This is a genomic window from Acinetobacter towneri, assembly GCF_017498585.1.
Taxonomy (GTDB): Bacteria; Pseudomonadota; Gammaproteobacteria; order Pseudomonadales; family Moraxellaceae; genus Acinetobacter; species Acinetobacter towneri.
In genome coordinates this window covers 117,658-138,323 of the sequence record NZ_CP071766.1, presented here as the reverse complement: position 1 = coordinate 138,323, position 20,666 = coordinate 117,658, and the positions used below count along the sequence as shown (strand labels likewise).

Below are 20,666 nucleotides of genomic sequence, written 5' to 3'. Positions count from 1 at the left end.
AAACACTCTAAACAACGTTTAATTTTCTGAATTATATACTTTTAAATATGTATACAAAAATGCAGACGTCTTTACTTGTCGTTTAACATAAAAATTCTTATTCGCAATTTTAAAAACTGGAATTTTCCACCAATTCACCATCCATTTAACATAATGGCCGTTATACGAAATCTACACATAAAAAACCACCCAATTTTTCAATCAGGTGGTTTGTAAAACTTAACTTTACGAATTATTGAGCTGCTTGTTGCTCTGCCTGAATCGCAGTCAATGCAATCGTGAACACAATGTCATCTACCAATGCACCACGTGACAAGTCATTCACTGGCTTGTTCAAGCCTTGTAGCATTGGGCCAACACTCACCACGTTAGCAGAACGCTGTACTGCTTTATACGTCGTGTTACCTGTGTTCAAGTCAGGGAAAATGAACACATTGGCGCGACCTGCAACTTGAGAGTTTGGTGCTTTAGAGCGACCAACACTTTCAACCGATGCTGCATCGTACTGTAATGGGCCATCAATCAGTAAGTCAGGACGACGTTGTTTCGCAATTTCAGTCGCTTTCGCTACTTTTTCTACGTCAGCACCTGCACCCGAAGTACCTGTTGAGTAAGAAATCATGGCAATACGTGGGTCAATACCAAACGCTTTTGCAGAGTCAGCAGATTGAATCGCAATTTCAGCCAATTGTTCAGCATCTGGGTCTGGGTTAATCGCACAGTCACCGTACACATATACTTCATCTGGTAACAGCATAAAGAATACTGAAGATACCAATGAATAATCAGGTGCAGTTTTAATGAGCTGGAATGCGGGACGAACTGTATTGGCTGTAGTATGCACAGCACCAGACACCAAACCATCAACCTGATCAAGTGCTAACATCATCGTACCTAATACGACAGTGTCTTGCAGCTGTTCACGTGCTTGATCGTCAGTAAGTTTGCCTTTACGCATCGCAACCATTTTTTCGACATAGTTTTCACGAATCAAGTCAGGATCAATGATTTCTAAGTCGTGTGGAAGCTCAATACCGCGTGCTTTGGCAACATCGACTACCGCTTCTGGTTTTGCCAATAATACGCAGTGGGCAATACCACGTGATTGACAAATCGCTGCAGCTTGAACGGTACGTGGCTCATCACCCTCTGGAAGCACGATACGTTTTTTCGCTGCAATAGATTTTTGCACCAATTCATGGCGGAACGCAGAAGGCGATAAACGTGGTTTATGCGTATCGCTGATTAATTGGGTTAACCATTCTGCATTGATGTGACTGGCCACAAAGCGGGTAACTTGTTCTGCACGCTCAGTATCATCTACAGGAATTTCGTTGCTCAGGTTTAATAACTGTTGTGCAGTTTCAAAGGTGCTCAATTTAGTATGTAAAATTGGCAAGCCATTTTTCATTGCTGCTTGGCAGAACTCTAAAGCTTGTGCGCTTGGTGCTTGATGTTCAGTTAACACCAAACCTGCAAGTGGAATACCATTGCTGCTGGCTAAGCTACTGGCAAGCAATACATCGACACGGTCAGAACCACTGATAATCAGCTCGCCTGCAACGAATTTATGCATTTCGTGTTCAATATTCGATGCAATTAAGCTGCTGTGTAATACACGGCGCTGCGCTGCTTCACCTTGGTTAATCCATTCTGCAGAAATGTGTGCAGCCAAGTCCGACATGCGTGGCACACTTAAAGTATTGCTGAATGGCACCAAGCCAATCACTGGCATGCAATCTTTACCAATCATTGGATGTGTAGTTTGAATTTTGCTGACAAACTGGTTGGTGTCGCTAATTAAACGTAAGTTTGGATCAAGCGTAACAGGAATTTGTGCAGAATCTTCTGGTAAACCTTTGGTACGCATAAACAATACGCCCGCAGTACGCTCACAAGTTGCACCACCAAAGAAACGTAATTGATTGTCTACTTTTGACGCTGTTTTAACAGCATTGTTGATGTCGGCATTGCTGACAATAATGACTTTTGCATCAAGTGCTTTAGCCAAATTTGCATTCAATTCAGTTGCAAATGGATCACGTCCGTTTGGCAACACGCCTTCTACAATAATGATATCGTGATGTTTAGAAATTTCACGATGTAAACGAACTGCATCTTCAAGCAATTCGTCATTTTCATCATTTTTTAAACGCTCAGTCAGCGCAGTATAAGAAATCGGCTCAACTGTTTCATGCTTGAACAGGTGACGATACAACGCAGTTGTGCGGTCTGCTTCAGGTTGTAATTCTTGTGAAAAAGGCTTTAAGAAACCTGCTTTTACGCCGTGGCATTCCAAAGCGTAAATTAAACCTAAACATGCTGATGTTAAACCAACACCAATTTCTGTAGGAACCAAAAGTATTGTTTTCATAATTTTTTCTAAATCGTAAAGGGACTGATTGAAAGTGGCTGAGCACTACGATTGCTTAAGCAATCGCAGCGTCACATTCAGACTTTTTTGCAGCTGACTTTAGCTCCTCTGCAACTTGCGCAGTTTCTTTCGCAATACGGCCTTCTTCGTCAGTTGGTACAACCCAAATTTGTGGACCGCCTGTACCTGCATCAATACGACCTTCAGTACCGCGTTTTAAGCTGTCATTGCGTTCTTTGCTGAAGTTAAAGCCAAAGTGTGGCAAGTAAGATACAGTTTTTTCACGGATGTACGCAGAGTTTTCGCCAATACCACCTGTGAAGAATAAGCCATCTAAGCGTGGTAAACCACAGCTAAGTGCAGCTAAAGATTTAGCTAAACGGTAGCAGAATACTTCAATTGCAAGCGTTGCATCTTCGTTGCCTTGTTCAGATGCTTCAATCAGGGTACGCATGTCGTTCGATAAGCCTGACAAACCAAGTAAACCACTTTGGCTGTTTAGCATTTTGTCAATTTTGTAGATATCCCAACCTAAGTTGCTTGCAAGGAAGCTGTGTAAGCTTGGGTCTACATCACCACTACGAGTACCCATCACCAAACCTTCAAGTGGGGTTAGGCCCATCGATGTGTCTACACTTTGACCATTCCAGATTGCACAAGTCGAGCTACCGTTACCCAAGTGAGCAGTTAACCAGCCACCTTGTTTGAAGCTGCCAGCCAACTCTGAACCGCGCTCTGAAACGTATGCGTGACTTGTACCGTGGAAGCCATAACGACGTACGTTGTGGTCGGTATATAAGAATTTAGGCACTGCATAACGGTAAGCGTGAGCAGGCATCGTTTGGTGGAATGCAGTATCAAATACAGCCACTTGCGGAAGTTCTGGGAACAAACGCATTGTTGCTTCAATACCCACCAAGTGTGCAGGGTTGTGTAAAGGTGCAAGCGGAGTTGCTTCACGAATACGTTGCACGATTTCTTCAGTTAATAATTCTGCTTTGGTTAAAGTACCGCCGTGTACAACGCGGTGACCAATGGCTTGTGGCTTATATTGAGATAAGCGACCAAGAATAGTTTCCAATGCTTTTTCATGGTCAGCATGTGGAATAGAAAGTTCGAGCGGCTCACCACCTGCGGTAATGCCTTTAATGCGCGCATCAGCAGAACCTAGATTTTCTGCCAAACCAAAGATACGATCTCCAACGCTTTCAGATACAAGCGCATATTTGATAGAAGAAGATCCGCAGTTAATCACTAATACTGATGTAGTCACTTTTATGTACCCGAATTCTAATTGAAGTTATCCCTAGTCAATCAAGCTGCATTGCAAGATATGGCAAACGGCAATCTATTGTGTTGCAATCTTGATCATTACGTATGTTTTATCATGGGTTTTTTATTGCTCCTAGATAGACTTTAGGAGATTAGACTTAAGCATTATCGACCATGAAATCAGAAATAATTAAAATTTATCAGCCCGAAACTTTCATTTTTTCATGAAATGATGGTCTAAAATTTCTGCTTAATTCCTGTTGTATTCTCTTAACATAGCACACTTCATTCTGCAGGCGAGTGGCAAACTGTTTTAAATTATTTCCTCAATCTTTGTCGGTTTATTTTGATTTGGCAGCGTATTTAATTTCCGACCAACGGACAATCACATAAGCAATCAGTGCCACCATAAAAAACACCAACATCATCCACGCCAAGCCTTGTAAGGTTTCAATAATGGTGCGGTAAATTTCCAATACCCAGCGTTCTTGCGTCAGTTCAATCACAATTCTTTTGTCATTTTCGGCATAGGTGAGTGGGGTAATGTATTTTTCCATATCGTAAATACGAATGCCTGAAGATGTGCCGACCACCATGCCTGCAAATTTGGTGTACTTTGCCCATGCTTCATGAATTGGGTCGTGGATGATACGCGCCAAAATTGCATTGATGGAGCTGGAAAACAGACGCATGACAATGAACGACACCAACAGTGCTAAAGCAAAGGTACTAATAATCAAATAATAAAACATAAGCATCGCCACTCTTTTTGATGATTTTTCTAATCTTGATGGTGTTTTTATTTTAAGTGAGCGTGAGGCAGAAATGTGTAGTGGAACTGTGTCTTAAAACAATGTCTAAAAAATAGAAGGGAATAATGTTCAGCTTCCTGTGAAACTGAACATTATATTTGGATATTGCAAAATTACAGATGGATTTTATTGGCGGATTTGACCATCGCCAAACACGATCCATTTTTGTGAGGTTAAACCTTCCAAACCGACAGGGCCACGGGTATGAATTTTATCGGTAGAGATTCCAATTTCAGCACCTAAACCATATTCAAAACCATCAGCAAAGCGTGTAGAAGCGTTAATCATGACTGAACTAGAATCTACCGCAGCCAAGAATTGACGCGCCAAACTAAAGTTTTCAGTAATAATGGCATCAGTATGATGTGAACCATATTTATTGATATGTTCAATTGCCTCATCAATTCCTGAAACCACTTTAACTGCCAAAATTGGGCCTAAATATTCGGTGTACCAATCTTCTTCGGTTGCTGTTTTAACACTTGTACCCAAAATCTTTTGGGTTGCAGGACAGCCGCGTAATTCGATTTGTTTTTCTGCATATAGTTCGGCAATACGTGGCAAGAATTGTGCGGCAACAGCCTCATCGACCAACAATGTTTCCATGGCATTACAGACGCCATAACGGTGAGTTTTTGCATTCAGGGCAATAGGCAGGGCTTTTTGTAAATCGGCCTGTGCTTCTACAAATACGTGACAGTTACCATCCAAATGTTTAATCACTGGAATACGCGCTTCATTGCTGATGCGTTCAATCAGACTTTTACCGCCACGTGGCACAATTACATCTACATATTCAGACATGGTAATTAATTGCCCAACGGCAGCACGGTCTGAGGTGTTAATCACTTGCACCGATGTTTCTGGCAAGCCTGATGCTTTTAAGCCGTGTTGAATCGCGGCAGCAATCGCTTGGTTAGATTCCAGTGCTTCAGAACCACCACGTAAAATAATCGCATTGCCTGATTTTAATGCCAAAGACGCAGCTTCAAGGGTTACGTTTGGACGTGATTCGTAAATCATGCCCACCACACCTAGCGGTACACGCATTTTGCCCAATTGAATACCAGATGGACGGTAAGCCATATCGGTAATTTCACCAATTGGATCCATGAGACCAATCACATCTTTCAGACCTTGTAACATGCCTTTAAAGCGTGCGGGGTTAAGTTCTAAGCGATCAAGCAGTGCGCTATCCAAGTTGTTGTTACGACCTTTGGTCATATCAATTTGGTTGGCAGCTAAAATAGCGGACTCGCTATTTTCCAATGCCGTATAAATAGCCGATAACGCATTGTTTTTAGATTGGGTAGAAGCGCTTGCTAAGACACGAGAGGCTTGGCGTGCTTGTTGTCCTACCGTTTGCATATATTGTTCAATAGACTCTTGCATAGCGGTTTGATCACTTAGAAATTTCAACTCGATATTAACAGTCTGTGCCTGCACAATGAAGCGTCTCAGCGGAAAATCGACTAAATTGTTCAATCTTTTCATATTTTTCAATGCTTTCATCACAAAAATTAATATTTTGAAATGCTTTATGATTTAAAAGTAGATGAGCGGTCATAGAAAATGTTGCGTATAAAATCAGCACCTGTATAGAATGATGCGATAACGACATTGATGTCATTCACAACAATAAGCAGGATGCCACTTTAATTCAGATAAGTGGGTAATCGTTCAATGACGAACACTTGCACAATAAAAATAAAATGCGCATGGAGGTAAGGAATATGAATTCCATGATCCAGATGGACACGGATGTACAGGACGCAAGTTCGCATGTCTGTTTTTTTGATATTTACGATAAACACAGCTTTAAACAACCCGCTCGTACCACTTGGATCAACGGCTGGAAAGTGGAATACATGGCAATTGCTCAGCCAGAAACCGCACATTTAACTCCAATTGTGATTATTGGTGGTGCATTCCAAAACTTTAATTCATATAAATATTGTGTCGAGCAGCTTTTTCGTGCAGGGCCAATCATTTTAATTGATATGCCATCTATGGGCGCCAATCAGCAAATGACCAATGTGGAAACAGGTGAGTCGGCAGGAACGCTAGAACTGCATGATTTAGGTCAGATGTTGGGTGATTGGCTGGATATTGTCGGCTTAGATAAAGTATCCGTCATGGGCATGTCATTGGGTTCGGTGGTGGCATCGTGTCTAGCAGATCAGCGTCCTGAATTGATTGATCGCATGATTTTAATGGGGGTTATGCAAAAGACCCGTAAAAGTTGGCGCATGTTGCTTGAAGAATCACTGCATTTAATGAAAGAGCAGCGCATGGATGAATTTGGTCAGGCGGTGATTTTATACTTGGTCAATCATGCCAAAATGGAACAAACTCGCATGTCACCGACTGCAAAGCGTTTGTTTTACCGACAAATGGCCGACTTTACCGCTACAGAGCAAGATCGCTACGATGTGAACTGCAACCGTTTATTGCGGTTAACCAATGTGCCTATTCCGCAATGTAAGGTTTTGGTGGCGTGTGGGCAATATGACAGTTTTACCTTGCCGCATGAAAATGCCAATTTTGCCTTACAGTGCCCGAACATGGAATTTGCCATGATTGCCAATGCAGATCATGTGCCGCAATTACAGCGCCGTAAAGAAACCATGAATTTATTTGCGACCTTTTTAAGCGATGAATCTATTCAGGACTTAGATGGCATTATTCCAATGACACGTGCGCAACTATTGACGATGGAACGCCGTGGAGAAGCGCGTATTCGGGTGCAAAATCCGCAAAGTCATTTGCAGTATCGTCATTCTGATTTGAAAATTGCCACGCACATTGTCGATTTAAACTTCTTTGGTGTATTGCTTGATTTTGAAAATGCTGCGTTGGCGGCACAAGCAGCACAGTTTGAACGAGATATGGCCTTAGAATTACAGGATGAGGAAGGCAGTTTTAGCATTGAATGTTTAATTTTTGAAAGCCAAGGGCAGCAACTACGCGCATTATTTAAGCATGGTAGTTTTGAGGTGGCAGAGCGTTTGTTGCGTTATGTGGAACGTCAAAAAGCGGCTGCACAAAATTTGGAATATGCCCGTTAGTAGATAAAATCAGTGCTTGGTTTAAAATTATCCAAAGAAAATAGAATCAAAATAGCGTGTTAAACCACGCTATTTTTTTTGTAGGCATGAACCATCCAGACTAAATCGCCTAAATGTTCTGCGGTTGTTTTTTCTAAAGAGCTGTTGGAAAAATACAGTTGTGGTTGTTGTAGCTGCACTTGCTCAAAACCTGCATTTTGAAAAAACTGAGTTAATTCCTGCGGAGATTGAAAGTGAAAGGTGAAAGCACTGCGTGACATAAATTTCAATAATCGGCTGCAGTTCCAAATAAAATTGGCGAGCTTGTTTTTGACGGGTTCAGGGTAAATATCGGTTAAATAATGCAGTTCTGGAAAGTCTTGGGTGTAGTTACACATGCCATTTAACAGCTGTTGTAGCATGTCTTTGCTGAAGTAGTTAATTAAACCTTCACTAATAATTACTAAGGGCTGCGAGTGATCAAAATATTCAAAGGCCTGTTTAAAGGATTCACTAAAAATATCGGCGGTGAGAACTTCAGGTGCGTCGTGGTCAATTTGTCGTAACGCTTGAGTTTTAATTTGCGCCATATCAGGCAAATCCAGTTCACGGTAATTCAGTTCAGGATATTTTTGTCGAAAGTTCCAGCTGCGTGGTGACAGCCCAGATGCAATTTCGAGCACTTGTAATTGCGGATGTTGCTGAATCAGTGCGGTTAAGTGTGCATCAATCATTTGGTGACGTTGTTTGAGGGTGCTGCGCATACTGCCGCCCACATGACGTTCTGCCCAGTTTTCTAAAGGATGTACCAATTTGGCTAAAAACTTGCCTTTTCGGGTCGCAAATACAGGATGTGAAATCCCCCTTTGATACCAGATATATCCCGTATAATGTGCGGTAAAAGAAATATGCCGATGTTTGGACAATGCAGTCGTGTCTGAGCGAGTTGGCTTGGCATCCGAGTTGTGCATTTCAGTCCTTTTTTCTGTCGTGATTTTGCTGTTCAGCAATGTTTTTGTCATTTTCGTATAGACCTTAATTGTTTGTATGGTGGTCGTTGTCTTTTTAGGCATGCTTTGACACTCAAGCTGCGGTGTCAGGCATATACTCAAAATAGAATAAGTTTATCATAATCAAAAAGGAATAAGCTGTCGTGTTCCTTTGTCGTATAAATGCTGTGAAAAAGTAAAGGCGTATAGGGTCTGTTGACATTTCATAAATGGCTTGCGCTGTAGGCTAAAACTGAGCAGATCAGGCATAAAACGCAGGGAATAGTGGACCTATTTTCAAGTTCCATAACGCAATCTGAGAAAGTTTTAGCCACATGAGCAAGAACAAAGCGTTGCTTTGTTTGCTGCGCAAGGGGACGAGCATATTTTTTGCTGCTATTGCGTTATGTGCCAGTCATTTAGAATGACTAAATTTCCTGTCCCATGCCTTATATCAGCTAAAAAATCTTGCGAGATATATCTCTCACGTCGCAAACATAGACGAATTGTCAACAGACCCTAGTTAGTTTGTGGTGATCTCAAGTCGCAGCGTTTTTAGTGGTACTTGAATAATTGGTCGGGTCGTGACTAGTTTGTGCTGCCAGTAGCGCGGCACTTTGTTCTTTAAATACCAAGATACGATCACGGACGCTTCGCCATTCATCACCCAAGTCTAAAACTTCAGCAATGCTAAACTCTGCACTAAGCTCAGGGATTTTACCGCGCATGCGTTCTAAACGTGCCTGATTCGGCAAGGGTAAATCGGCAATCGCATTTAAAGCCAATCGTTGTGCAGCACGGTTGTTGCAGACCAATCCCATGTCACAGCCTGCAAGCAAAGCGGCATGAATACGTGCATCGGCATCGCCTGCTACACAAGCCGCCTGCATGCTTAAATCATCCGAAAAGAGTACACCATCATAGCCCAAGTCTTTGCGAAGCACTTGCTGTAACCAAAATTCAGAAAAACCTGCAGGGTTCGGATCGACCTGATCATAAATAACATGTGCAGGCATGAGCGCATCCAGTTGATTTTGCAGTTGGATAAAGGTTTGCATATCCTGTTGCTGAATTTCGGCAAAAGAACGTGAATCTATCGCGGCAGCAACGTGAGAGTCTGCTTTAACCGATCCATGCCCAGGAAAATGCTTGCCTGTGGTTGCCATTCCTGCACGATGCATTCCACGTAAAAAAGCATCTGCCAAAGCAATAATATCGGCAGGACGCGCAGCAAAAGCACGATCTCCAATGACATCACTGATGTCATTTAAATCTAAAACAGGCGCAAAACTAAAATCAATGCCTACCGCTAATACTTCGGTGGCCATCAACCAGCCACATTCTTCGGCTAAATCTAAGGCACGTTCAGGTTCGTTTTGGTATAACTCGCCAAATCTACCCATGGCAGGTAATAGGGTAAAACCTTGTTTTAAGCGTTGTACGCGTCCGCCTTCTTGATCGACTGCAATTAAAATATCAGGGCGCACCTGACGCATGTGGTCGGTCAAGGCGCGTACTTGCGCAGGAGATTGGATATTTCGGGCAAATAAAATGACTCCACCGACTTGCGGAGCGCTTAATAGTTCAATATCTTCTTGAGTAAGTTCTGTGCCAGCGATGTCGAGCATCAATGCGCCAATCATATTGGGTGTCCGTATTCGATTTTTATCAATAAAAAAACAATACCTGAATTCTGCAATGATTTGCTACATTTTGACAGCACAGATTATGATAAAACTACACGACAGACCCAAATTAAGTTGTATAAGATTTTGAATCTGCTCAATTCATTGTGAAAAGCAGAGATTGGTCAAAAACCAAGGACGTAAATATTTTTATGAAACTTCAAACCATCGCTTGTGCGGTTGCAATAGCAACTGGCGGTTTTTTCTTTTCTCACGCCATTAACGAGGCAATTGCAGCCAATAATACCGCTGTCGTTGCTAACAGTATTGTGCCGACGCAGGAACAAGCTTTGGTTTCGCGTCAATTGGCGACCTTGGTCGATCGTCAGCATTATTTAAATCAGCGTTTAGATGCCGCAACGTCGCAGCGCATTTTTGATTTTTATATCGACAGTTTAGACCCAGACCATACTTTGTTTTTGGCTAAAGAAGTTGAGCAATACCGCAAACAATATGCAGCAACATTTGGCGCTTCATTAAAAGCAGGCAATTTGGCGGGGCCGTATCAAATTCATGCACAGTATCGTGAACGCTTAAAACAGTTTTATCATTTCATGTTGGCAGAGCTGAAAAAACCACAAAATTTAAAACAGCCAAATGTTACGATTGAGACAGATCGGGAAAAAGCACCATTCTTTAATACTGAAGCAGAAATGCGTACACATTGGCAAAAAATGCTGGTGTCGCAGCTCATTAACCTGACCATTAGCAAAGAAGAAGAATTGGCAAAACAAAAAGCCATTAAAGATAACCCTGAATTGACCAATGGTCAGGATTTGGCAAGTCCAGAAGATTTGACTCCAGTGCAGACTTTAACCAAGCGTTATACCCGCCAGTTAGAGCGAATGGATCGTTTAAAGAGCGATGACGTGCTGGATAAAACTTTGAATGCGATGATGCTGACTTATGATCCGCACAGCAATTATTTCCCACCTGTCGATGCGATGGAGCTGAATCGTCAAACGACTTTGCAGCTTGAAGGGATTGGGGTGTCGATTCGTCCTGAACGGGGCAATGAAGACTACACCAAAATTGAAACCATTGTTGAAGGTGGTCCTGCCAGTAAAACTGGGCAGGTGAAATCGGGTGACCGCATTATTGGTGTGGCGCAAGATGGCGAAAAAATGGTGGATGTTGTGGGTTGGCCGAGCAATGAAATTGTGGGGCTGATTCGCGGTAAACGTGGCACCAAAGTCACTGTGCGTTTGTTGGGTGCGGGTGCGGCGATGAATCAGGCGCGTAATGTGACCATTGTGCGTGATGTGATTCAGGAAGAAGATGCGGGAGTTCGCTCACGAACGATTGACATCAAACGTGATGGTCAAACTTATACCTATGGTGTGATTGAAATTCCATCCTTTTATTTGAATTACCGTGCACGTCGTGCAGGCAATGAATATCGCTCGGTGTCGGAGGATACCAACAATGCCCTGAAAAGTTTGGCGGCCAAAAATGTCGCAGGGATTATTGTCGATTTACGTAACAACCCTGGCGGTTCACTAGAAGAAGTGGCACGTATGCTTGGGCAAGTAATCAAATCAGGCCCTGTAGTGCAAATTCGTGATGGCAATGGCAACGTGAGCGTATTTGAAGATGACGATGGCGGTGCACAGACTTATGCAGGCCCATTGGCAGTGATGATTAACCTTGCTTCTGCTTCGGCCAGTGAAATTTACTCTGCTGCAATTCAGGACTATCAGCGCGGGATTGTGATTGGTAGCACCACCACAGGTAAAGGTACAGCGCAGGTACAACTCGACACCTTAGCTTATGGGCAGGCGACCTTAACTCAACGTAAGTTCTACCGTATTACAGGTGGAAGTACCCAAAACAAAGGTGTGATTCCAGATATTAAACTGGTGGATATTTACAATGAGGAGTTTGGTGAGCGTAAAGCTAAAAATGCCTTGAAGTGGGATACCATTCCAACTGCGCCATTTAAGCGTGAAGGTTCAGTACAGCCGTACATCACCAAGTTGGGTCAATTGTCACAGCAACGTGTCACGCTTGATCCACAATTTCAATATTTGGAACAACGTAAGCAAATTGCCAAACAAACTGAAGATCGCAAAAGCATTGTGTTAGATATTGAACAACGCAGAGCAGAGTTGTTAGCTTTGGAGCAACAAACGCTGACTGCGGAAAACAAACGCCGTCAGGAAACAGGTTTGAAACCATTTGCCAATTGGGAAAGCTATCAGGCATCTATTGATGCTTTGGCAGAAGCGCGTGCCAAAATGAAAGCGGCACAACGCCCTGCTTTACCTGAGGAAGAAGCTTTTGTGATTGAAGCAGCGCAGGTGTTGCAAGACTATGCCATGTTACAAAAAGGTGTTTCTGAGCCGAATCAACCTTAAAACAATGTTAGAATCTTAATCAAATAGAACCAGCAGCGAAAAGTTGCTGGTTTTTTTCATCCTAAAGCGAAAAGTAAAGTGACAAGATGCATATAGCTTTGAGTCAGACAGCTATTTTTAGCAGTTTTGAATTGCCATTATTTCATGATGACATATTATATATTTGACTATTGACCAAAGCGGAATAGTATTAGACTCTTAAGTCAATGCAGTCTTTGCTAGATCAATCCGTCGTTCAGGTTGCTTTTTAGTTATTATTTATAAGAGAGTGTGAGATTGAGTAGCCGAAAAACAATAAAATATGACAGAGATGGATACATCTAATGATGCATGTACATTATGATCTGAGCTTGGTAATTGGCTCGGTAGCAATCTCAGTATTGGCCTGCTATTTTGCAGTGTCTGTTGGGCAAATGCTTTTTCAAAATGTACAACAACAACTAAAAAAAATTGCATTAATCATGAGTGGTTTGCTGCTGGGTGCGGCAGTGTGGAGTATGCATTTTGTGGGCATGTTGGCCTGCCAGTTACCTGCACCGTATCAATTTGATCTTAGCTTTACGACCCTATCTTTTGTTATTGCATTTATCGCCTCTACGTTTGCGGTTTGGCTGACCACGCAATCGACCTTGCCTGTGGCGCGTTTGATCCTGAGCGGCATTTTAATGGGGTTGGGTATTTCAGGCATGCACTATACGGGCATGATGGGAATTCAGGTAGAAGGCTACCGTAGTTATTATGATCCTACCATTGTTTTGCTGTCTGTATTAGTGGCCATTGGCGGAGCAATACTTACCTTTTGGTTTATGTTTCATTCCAAGTGCAGAATGGGGCGTCAGGCACAATATAAAATTTTCATTGCGGTGCTCATGAGTCTGAGCATTGTTGCCATGCACTATATAGGCATGGAAGCACTGCATTTTTACTCTACAGCAGATTTGCCTCAATCAGGGCACTTCCAGATCGGGCAAGGGCCAGCTCTGTTGGTGGTTATTTTAGTGACCAGTCTGATTTTTGCTGCTGCGGTGGGCGTATCTCTGCTGGAGCTGCGCTTAGAAGAAAAAAGCAGACAATTGTCTTTAGCCAACCGTGAATTGGCCAATCAGGCAGTCAAAGATAACCTGACCAAATTGCCCAACCGTTTATATTTAGCTGAATATGCACAATTGCTTTTTTCTGAGCATCGGCAAAAAAACACTAAAATTGCATTTTTGTATATCGACTTAGACCGCTTTAAAGCGGTGAATGACGTATTTGGGCATCATGTTGGCGATCAATTGCTGATTCAGTTGTCTAAACGTGTGCAATCCCACTTGGGCGAAAATACCCAGTTATTAAGAATTGGTGGCGATGAATTTCTTTTGGTGATTGAACATACCGATATCGCAGAAGCCACGCTCATTTCTGAAAAAATATTAGAACTGATTCAGCAAAGTTTCTTAATTGCAGGCAAGGTCATTAATATTTCAGGCAGTATTGGCATTGCGATGTATCCAGAGCATGGCACCAATTTGCAAGATATTTTAATGAATGCTGATGCGGCGATGCTGACCTCTAAATATCAGGGGCGTAACACCAGTTCGGTATTTAATTATGATCTGGAGTTACTTGAGGCCAAAAGCCAAAGTAAGTTGATTAATGATTTATATAAAGCGGTTGAACAACAACAATTTGCGTTGTTCTATCAGCCAAAGTTTAAAGCCGCTGACCATAAAATTTGTGGCGTAGAAGCTTTAATTCGTTGGTATCACCCCGTACATGGTTTACTTACCCCAAATATGTTTATTAAAGGGGCTGAAAAGACGGGGTTGATTATTCAAATTGGCTATTGGACGCTAGAAGAAGCCTTTAAACAAATTCAAATTTGGGAAAGATCGGGTGCACCGTTATTTCCTGTGGCTGTGAATTTATCGGCAGTGCAGTTTGAACATAAACACTTATTTTCGACGTTAGAAAACTTGTTTAAACGCTATGAGATTCAACCCCATCACCTGATGATTGAAGTGACTGAAAGTACAGCAATGCATCATATTGAATCGAGTATTCGTAGTTTTGAGCGTTTGCGTCAAATGGGGATTCAATTGGCGATTGATGATTTTGGTACAGGACATTCGAGTTTCTTGTATTTGAAAAAATTGCCAGTCGATGAGTTGAAAATTGACCGTGCTTTTATTTTAGATTTGTGTTTGGACAGCAAAGAAGAATTAATTTTAGAAAGTATTATTCAGTTAGCCATTAAACTGGGTTTAACTGTGACCGCTGAAGGGGTGGAAACGCCATTGCAAGCTGAGATTTTAACCCGTTTAGGCTGTCAGCAATTACAGGGCTACTTATTAGGCTTACCAATGGATGTTGAGCGTTTAGAAGAGCTGTTTAAACATTCGGCTTAAGCTAGCGATCATGCTACCGCTCAAGATAGCGCACAAGTGAGCGACCAAGTCCAGCGTTTAATTTCAGTGATGAAACAAGATGAATATAGTTTGGCTGAGTTGATGCAGTTGTTAGGTTTAACTCATAGCGCAACATTCCAAAAGAACGATATGAATCCTGCCATAGAAGTAGGTTTGATTGAACGTACGATTCCAGAAAAACCGAAAAGCCAAAAGCAAAAGTATAGATTGAAAAAATAACTATATTCTCAGTTGTGGATAAATTAGAACATATCAACAATCAATAAAATTTGATTCAAATCTGCTACAATTACGCCAATTTTTCATATTGATCATTTTGATCTTATACACTGCGGTTCTGCAGTAGGTGTCTTGCATGAGTTTTAAAGATGAGTTAGCGGCGCAGGTCGCACAGCGACGTACTTTCGCGATTATTTCCCACCCCGATGCTGGTAAAACCACCATGACAGAAAAACTGCTGTTATGGGGACAAGCCATTCAAGTTGCAGGGATGGTAAAAAGCCGTAAGTCAGATCGTGGCGCAACATCTGACTGGATGGAAATGGAAAAAGAACGTGGTATTTCCATTACAACTTCGGTGATGCAATTCCCGTATAAAGACAAAATGATTAACCTGCTCGATACCCCAGGGCACGAAGATTTCTCTGAAGATACTTACCGCACTCTAACTGCGGTGGACTCTGCACTGATGGTGATTGATGGTGCGAAAGGTGTCGAAGACCGTACCATTAAATTAATGGATGTGTGTCGTATGCGTGACACACCCATCATTTCATTCGTCAACAAAATGGACCGCGAAATTCGTGAACCATTAGAGTTGTTGGATGAAATTGAAAATGTCCTCAAAATTAAGTGTGTGCCAATCACTTGGCCAATGGGTACAGGGCGTGATTTCGCAGGGGTGTTTAACCTCATCGAAGAAAAGTTTTATGTGTACAAATCAGGTTTTGGTTCAACCATTCCTGAAATTGAAGTACGTGATGGCTATAACCATGCAGACCTACGTGAAAAAGTAGGTGAATTGGCATGGGCGGCATTTGAAGAATCACTTGAATTGGTACAAATGGCGAATGAGCCTTTAGACCGTGAAGAGTTTTTAGCGGGTCGTCAAACACCAGTGCTATTTGGTACTGCTTTGGGTAACTTCGGTGTAGATCATGTATTGAATGCATTCAGTGAATATGCGCCGCCGCCAAAAGCACATCCAACGCAAGACCGTATTGTAGAAGCCAATGAAGAAGGCTTTAGTGGTTTTGTTTTTAAAATTCAGGCCAATATGGATCCGAAGCACCGTGACCGTATTGCTTTCATGCGAATCTGTTCAGGCAAGTATGAAAAAGGCTTAAAAATGAAGCATGTGCGTATTGATAAAGATGTACGTATCAGCGATGCCTTGACCTTCTTGGCAGGTGACCGTCAGCACCTCGAAGAAGCTTGGCCGGGCGACATTATTGGTCTACATAACCACGGGACGATTCAAATTGGCGATACCTTCACTTCGGGTGAAAAGTTGCAATTTACAGGGATTCCGCACTTCGCACCTGAAATGTTCCGTCGTGTACGCTTGAAAGACCCATTGAAGTCCAAACAGCTGCAAAAAGGCCTTAAAGAGCTTTCAGAAGAAGGTGCAACGCAAGTCTTTATGCCACAAAACAGCAATGATTTAATCGTAGGTGCTGTTGGTGTGCTACAGTTTGAAGTCGTCGCCTATCGCCTGAAAGAAGAATACAAAGTCGATTGTATTTACGAGCCTGTCAGCATCAACACGGTACGCTGGGTGTCTTGTGCCGATGAGAAAAAGTTTAACGAATTTAAGAAAAAAGCCCACGATCAGTTGTCTGTCGATGGTGGTGGTCACTTAACTTATCTCGCGCCAAGTCGTGTGAATTTACAGTTAATGCAAGAGCGTTACCCTGACATTGAGTTTAGAAATACACGCGAGCACTAAGCCTCAGGTTGATGATGCTTAATCTGGCAGATGCAATCAGCGTAGCGCAGATGAATGTTCGGCATGCCTAAAAGTTTCAAAATTAAAACAGCTTCTTTAGGAAGCTGTTTTATTATGGGGGCGGTAAAAGATTAAAGATTATTTTTGATAAATGAATTGGGGAAATCATGCAGCAAAAATCGGTTTATCTGGGTGCAATTTTGAGCGGGATGGTTTTGCTTAGCGCCTGTGACTCATCTAAACAAGATCAAAACTCAGATGAGCAAACGTCTATTTTTCAGAAAGATCAAGCGGATGTTTTACCGTATTTGAATATCAAGCAACAGGCGGCAGAAATTGCCTTGCCATTTTGTGAAAATAAAAACTGCATTGAATTAGAAGTACAAACTTTAAATACCCAAGATACATGGCTCAACAGTTGGATTGCAAAAAATCAGGCCATGGTGATTCAAGACCAAATTGGCTTAAAACAAAACATGAATTTGCAGCAAGCCGTAGATGCCTATGTGAAAAAATCCGATGCTTGGCAGGCACAATTAGATCAAAATAAAGCTTATGAATTGGCGATGTACACCCGTATGGCATATCAACGCAATCAATATGTTTTGTTGCAAGTCGGGGTAGATAGCAAACAGGAAGGCACGCAAGTCAAGGAACGCTATTATTTCTTTGTGGCAGATCGGAAGCAGCAAAAAGCCTTGTCTGTTTTAGATGTGATTGATGCCAAACAACAAACCCGTATGAATACTTTTGTACAGCAGGCCTATCAGGATTGGCTCAAAACACAAAGCAGTGACGTGCAAAAAGCAGCACCTGCCAAATTATACTGGGGGCAGGCAGATTGGTTTTTTGATGATCAGGGCTTAGGATTGCATTATCGCACCCATGAAATTGTCAAAGATGGCACGCAGTTAGATATTTACCTAAGCAAAGCACAAACACAACAAGTTTTAAAAGCAGACATCTATCCATCTATGTTTTAGTAGGTGAGTGCGGTGACAAGCAAAAATAGATGAAATCAAGGTTGGATCCATGTTGAAAAATAAAAGTATTTTGGCGATCAGTATTTTAATTACAACGCTAGGGATTACTGCATGTCAGCCAAAGAAAACCGAACCAGAAACAGTCGAGCCAGAGCAGACGCAGGCGGAACAACAAAGCTTAAAACTGGTCGGGGATACTGAAAAACTGAATTTGTCGTTGCCTAAATGTGAAGGGAATAACTGCCCTGAAATTTCAATTGAGCGTTTGAATAGTAATCAGGCCTTTATCGACCATTTTATTGATCAGAAAATTATTCAAGAATTGGCACAAATTTTAGAAATTGCACCACAGCAGGCGGCTTCTGAGGCTATAGCAGTTGAGAATGCAGCCAGTGAAAATACAGCAGCCAGTGCTGCAGATGCACCTGCCAGCAACCCCACTGCAGCAGCCATTGCACAAGTGGAAACTTTGGCGCAAAAATTAGAAAAACAAACTGTGCCTTATGTGCAAAGCTTTTTGGTACTTGATCAGGAACTGAAAGCTTTAAGCTCAAATCATAAAATCAGTTTGATGATTAAGCCTAAAATTTTGAATGCAGATCAGCCTTTGGCAACCGTGGTACTGAATAGCAGTAGTTATTTGGGCGGAGCGCATGGTGCATCGGCACAGCAATACTATAATTTTGATTTAGAACAGAAAAAATTAGTATTGTTAAATGACATTCTGTTAGAGAAGCAGCGTCCACAATTGGAGCGCAAAGCCTACGAAGCGTTTAAACAATGGGTCATCACATCTGAACTTTCCACCAATGTGCAAGAATATGAACAAGCGTGGAAATTTAAGCTGTCGGAAAATTACTATTTAGGTCAACAGGGGTTAATTTTGCAATATGCAGAATATGAAATAGGCCCTTATGTCGTTGGTTTACCGCGCTTAACCATTCCGTATGCAGAACTGCAGGGAATTTTAAAAGCTGCGTATTTGCCTGTAACAGAAGCAGCCTCTGAAGCAACCGCAAAACCTGCCGAAGCCAGTGCAGCAAACACAACAACCAAAGCGAAATCTTAATATGAGCATTGCGCTGTTTGATACGCATACCCATTTTGATGTACCTGATTTTGACTCAGATCGGGAGCAATTGGCGTATGCGGCCAAGGCAGCAGGCGTAGAACATTTGGTACTGATTGGCTTTGTACAATCACGTTTTCAAGATTTAATCTCTACACAACAGTTTTTAAACCAACTTGAGCATGTGCCACAAAGTCATCTTGCACCAGGCTTGCATCCTTTTTATATCGAACAGCATCAAGACCAACATCTACAAGATTTAGAACAGTTTTTGCAACAACAGCATTGTGTCGCTGTGGGTGAAATTGGCTTAGATACTTTTTTGGCTGAACATAAACAGCCTGAAGCGTTTCAAAAGCAGCAAGATTTTTTTGCTGCACAATTGGAAATCGCACGCCAGCAACATAAACCTGTACTGCTACATATTCGTAAGGCCCATGCCGAAACCTTAAAAACACTCAAACAGCAACAATTTCAGTTTGGTGGCATCGCACATGCTTTTAGCGGTGGGGTGGAAGAAGCCAAAGCACTGATCAAATTGGGTTTTAAAATTGGTGTGACAGGGCAGATTACCAATCCCAATGCAAAAAAACTGCGCCGTGTTGTGCAGGAAATTGGTGCTGAACATTTGGTTTTGGAAACCGACTGTCCCGATATTACGCCTTTATGTTGTCAGACAGATACTCAATCACGAACCCGAAATACCCCTGCGAACCTGATTTATGTGCTTGAAGGTTTGGCGGATTGTTTAGATATTGCACCGCAAACTTTAGCCGCACAGATTTGGCAGAATAGCATTCAAATATTAGACTTGCCTAAACTTTAGATGAAACAACACGAAGTCTGCGAAACGCAGTAAAATGCCCACACTTTGAAATTAGATTTGATTGCAGCATGACAGACCTTCTTCAAGATGATGAATATGAACGCCGTTTTGCGGGTGTGGCCAAGATTTATGGCGACAGTGCTTTTCAGCATTATGCCCAAAGTCATGTCATGGTGATTGGAATTGGCGGTGTCGGCTCTTGGGCAGTTGAGGCGTTGGCACGTACAGGTATCGGCGAGCTGACATTGGTGGATATGGATGTGGTCGTAGCATCTAACATTAACCGTCAATTGCCTGCCATGAGCTCAACCTTGGGGCATGAAAAAATTAATGTCATGGCAGAGCGTTGTCGCGCCATTAATCCACGTATCAAAATTAATTTGGTCGATGATTACCTCAGTCCAGATAACGTCAAAGCGTTATTGGCGACTGCACCTGATTTGATTTTAGATTGCATTGATGACGTAAAAGCTAAACTAGCGTTGATGCTGCATTGTCGTTTTAACAAGATTCCACTGATTGTTTCGGGTGGTGCAGGTGGCAAACTTGATCCGTTGAAAATTCGAGTGGCAGATTTATCTAAAACCGAACAAGACCCAATGTTGGCCAAATTGCGCGCCCAATTACGCAGCAAAGGTATTTGTAAAAAGCCAAAAGAAAAGTTTGGGATTACCTGTGTGTATTCCATCGACAATCCGTTTTCTAGTGCCGATGTATGCCCAAGCGCAGGCTTGCGCTGTGGCGGCTATGGTTCGGCGGTGGTGGTCACGTCCAGTTTTGCGATGGTAGCTGTGGCAGAAGTGTTGAAAAAGTTAGATGCCTTACAGGCTAAAAATACATAAATCAAAGCCATGCGAGGCATGGCTTATAAAAAAGTTCTTTGATTTTGCACA

Annotated in this window: 14 protein-coding genes and 1 pseudogene; 9 read left to right on the top strand and 6 right to left on the bottom strand. The window is 42.2% G+C overall.

Going from position 1 to position 20,666, the window contains the following annotated elements; genetic code table 11:
- Positions 1-232: 232 nt before the first annotated feature.
- The 4 genes from pta to J4G44_RS00570 all read right to left on the bottom strand — a co-directional run bounded on the left by pta (position 233) and on the right by J4G44_RS00570 (position 5,850).
- Positions 233-2,374, bottom strand: coding sequence for a phosphate acetyltransferase (gene pta, locus J4G44_RS00585; protein ID WP_207973744.1), 2,142 nt, complete (start codon positions 2,372-2,374; stop codon positions 233-235).
- Positions 2,375-2,429: 55 nt separating this feature from the next.
- A complete protein-coding gene (locus J4G44_RS00580) occupies positions 2,430-3,647 on the bottom strand; it encodes an acetate/propionate family kinase (RefSeq protein ID WP_096901391.1) in 1,218 nt (405 codons plus the stop codon).
- A gap of 340 nt (positions 3,648-3,987) precedes the next feature.
- Positions 3,988-4,398, bottom strand: coding sequence for a hypothetical protein (locus J4G44_RS00575; protein ID WP_026438428.1), 411 nt, complete (start codon positions 4,396-4,398; stop codon positions 3,988-3,990).
- Positions 4,399-4,584: 186 nt separating this feature from the next.
- The gene (locus tag J4G44_RS00570; RefSeq protein ID WP_131260781.1) at positions 4,585-5,850 is read right to left on the bottom strand and encodes a glutamate-5-semialdehyde dehydrogenase; all 1,266 of its coding nucleotides are present in this window, start codon (positions 5,848-5,850) and stop codon (positions 4,585-4,587) included.
- Between the two features lie 341 nt (positions 5,851-6,191).
- On the opposite strand from J4G44_RS00570, the gene J4G44_RS00565 reads away from it, so the two are divergent.
- Positions 6,192-7,526 (top strand): alpha/beta fold hydrolase, encoded by a 1,335-nt coding sequence (locus tag J4G44_RS00565; protein ID WP_004974874.1) that lies wholly within the window; start codon positions 6,192-6,194, stop codon positions 7,524-7,526.
- Positions 7,527-7,585: 59 nt separating this feature from the next.
- On the opposite strand, the gene J4G44_RS00560 is transcribed toward J4G44_RS00565, so the two are convergent.
- Both J4G44_RS00560 and nagZ read right to left on the bottom strand, forming a co-directional pair.
- Complete coding sequence (locus J4G44_RS00560) at positions 7,586-8,476, bottom strand: class I SAM-dependent methyltransferase (RefSeq protein ID WP_207973937.1); 891 nt, start codon at positions 8,474-8,476, stop codon at positions 7,586-7,588.
- A gap of 557 nt (positions 8,477-9,033) precedes the next feature.
- The gene (nagZ, locus tag J4G44_RS00555) at positions 9,034-10,137 is read right to left on the bottom strand and encodes a beta-N-acetylhexosaminidase (RefSeq protein WP_207973743.1); all 1,104 of its coding nucleotides are present in this window, start codon (positions 10,135-10,137) and stop codon (positions 9,034-9,036) included.
- A gap of 194 nt (positions 10,138-10,331) precedes the next feature.
- On the opposite strand from nagZ, the gene J4G44_RS00550 reads away from it, so the two are divergent.
- The 8 genes and pseudogenes from J4G44_RS00550 (at position 10,332) to J4G44_RS00515 (ending at position 20,615) form a co-directional block, all read left to right on the top strand.
- Positions 10,332-12,536, top strand: a complete 2,205-nt coding sequence (locus J4G44_RS00550) for a carboxy terminal-processing peptidase (protein ID WP_004974881.1) — start codon at positions 10,332-10,334, stop codon at positions 12,534-12,536.
- 323 nt (positions 12,537-12,859) lie between these two features.
- Complete coding sequence (locus tag J4G44_RS00545; RefSeq protein WP_154320324.1) at positions 12,860-14,926, top strand: putative bifunctional diguanylate cyclase/phosphodiesterase; 2,067 nt, start codon at positions 12,860-12,862, stop codon at positions 14,924-14,926.
- Between the two features lie 3 nt (positions 14,927-14,929).
- A pseudogene (locus tag J4G44_RS00540) lies at positions 14,930-15,166 on the top strand (Fic family protein); the annotation flags it as partial.
- 136 nt (positions 15,167-15,302) lie between these two features.
- Entirely contained in the window at positions 15,303-16,895 is a 1,593-nt protein-coding gene (locus J4G44_RS00535) for a peptide chain release factor 3 (RefSeq protein WP_004974887.1), read from the top strand.
- A 167-nt stretch (positions 16,896-17,062) separates the two neighbouring features.
- Complete coding sequence (locus J4G44_RS00530) at positions 17,063-17,878, top strand: hypothetical protein (RefSeq protein ID WP_004974888.1); 816 nt, start codon at positions 17,063-17,065, stop codon at positions 17,876-17,878.
- Between the two features lie 49 nt (positions 17,879-17,927).
- Complete coding sequence (locus J4G44_RS00525; protein WP_207973742.1) at positions 17,928-18,947, top strand: RsiV family protein; 1,020 nt, start codon at positions 17,928-17,930, stop codon at positions 18,945-18,947.
- Between the two features lies 1 nt (position 18,948).
- Positions 18,949-19,773, top strand: coding sequence for a TatD family hydrolase (locus J4G44_RS00520; protein ID WP_207973741.1), 825 nt, complete (start codon positions 18,949-18,951; stop codon positions 19,771-19,773).
- Between the two features lie 68 nt (positions 19,774-19,841).
- Complete coding sequence (locus J4G44_RS00515) at positions 19,842-20,615, top strand: tRNA threonylcarbamoyladenosine dehydratase (protein ID WP_207973740.1); 774 nt, start codon at positions 19,842-19,844, stop codon at positions 20,613-20,615.
- Positions 20,616-20,666 lie beyond the last annotated feature (51 nt).

Coding starts and splice junctions, on each gene's coding strand:
- pta (WP_207973744.1), bottom strand. CDS start 2,374: ATGAAAACAATACTTTTGGTTCCTACAGAAATTGGTGTTGGTTTAACA.
- J4G44_RS00575 (WP_026438428.1), bottom strand. CDS start 4,398: ATGTTTTATTATTTGATTATTAGTACCTTTGCTTTAGCACTGTTGGTG.
- J4G44_RS00570 (WP_131260781.1), bottom strand. CDS start 5,850: ATGCAAGAGTCTATTGAACAATATATGCAAACGGTAGGACAACAAGCA.
- J4G44_RS00565 (WP_004974874.1), top strand. CDS start 6,192: ATGAATTCCATGATCCAGATGGACACGGATGTACAGGACGCAAGTTCG.
- J4G44_RS00560 (WP_207973937.1), bottom strand. CDS start 8,476: ATGCACAACTCGGATGCCAAGCCAACTCGCTCAGACACGACTGCATTG.
- nagZ (WP_207973743.1), bottom strand. CDS start 10,137: ATGATTGGCGCATTGATGCTCGACATCGCTGGCACAGAACTTACTCAA.
- J4G44_RS00550 (WP_004974881.1), top strand. CDS start 10,332: ATGAAACTTCAAACCATCGCTTGTGCGGTTGCAATAGCAACTGGCGGT.
- J4G44_RS00545 (WP_154320324.1), top strand. CDS start 12,860: ATGATGCATGTACATTATGATCTGAGCTTGGTAATTGGCTCGGTAGCA.
- J4G44_RS00535 (WP_004974887.1), top strand. CDS start 15,303: ATGAGTTTTAAAGATGAGTTAGCGGCGCAGGTCGCACAGCGACGTACT.
- J4G44_RS00530 (WP_004974888.1), top strand. CDS start 17,063: ATGCAGCAAAAATCGGTTTATCTGGGTGCAATTTTGAGCGGGATGGTT.
- J4G44_RS00525 (WP_207973742.1), top strand. CDS start 17,928: ATGTTGAAAAATAAAAGTATTTTGGCGATCAGTATTTTAATTACAACG.
- J4G44_RS00520 (WP_207973741.1), top strand. CDS start 18,949: ATGAGCATTGCGCTGTTTGATACGCATACCCATTTTGATGTACCTGAT.
- J4G44_RS00515 (WP_207973740.1), top strand. CDS start 19,842: ATGACAGACCTTCTTCAAGATGATGAATATGAACGCCGTTTTGCGGGT.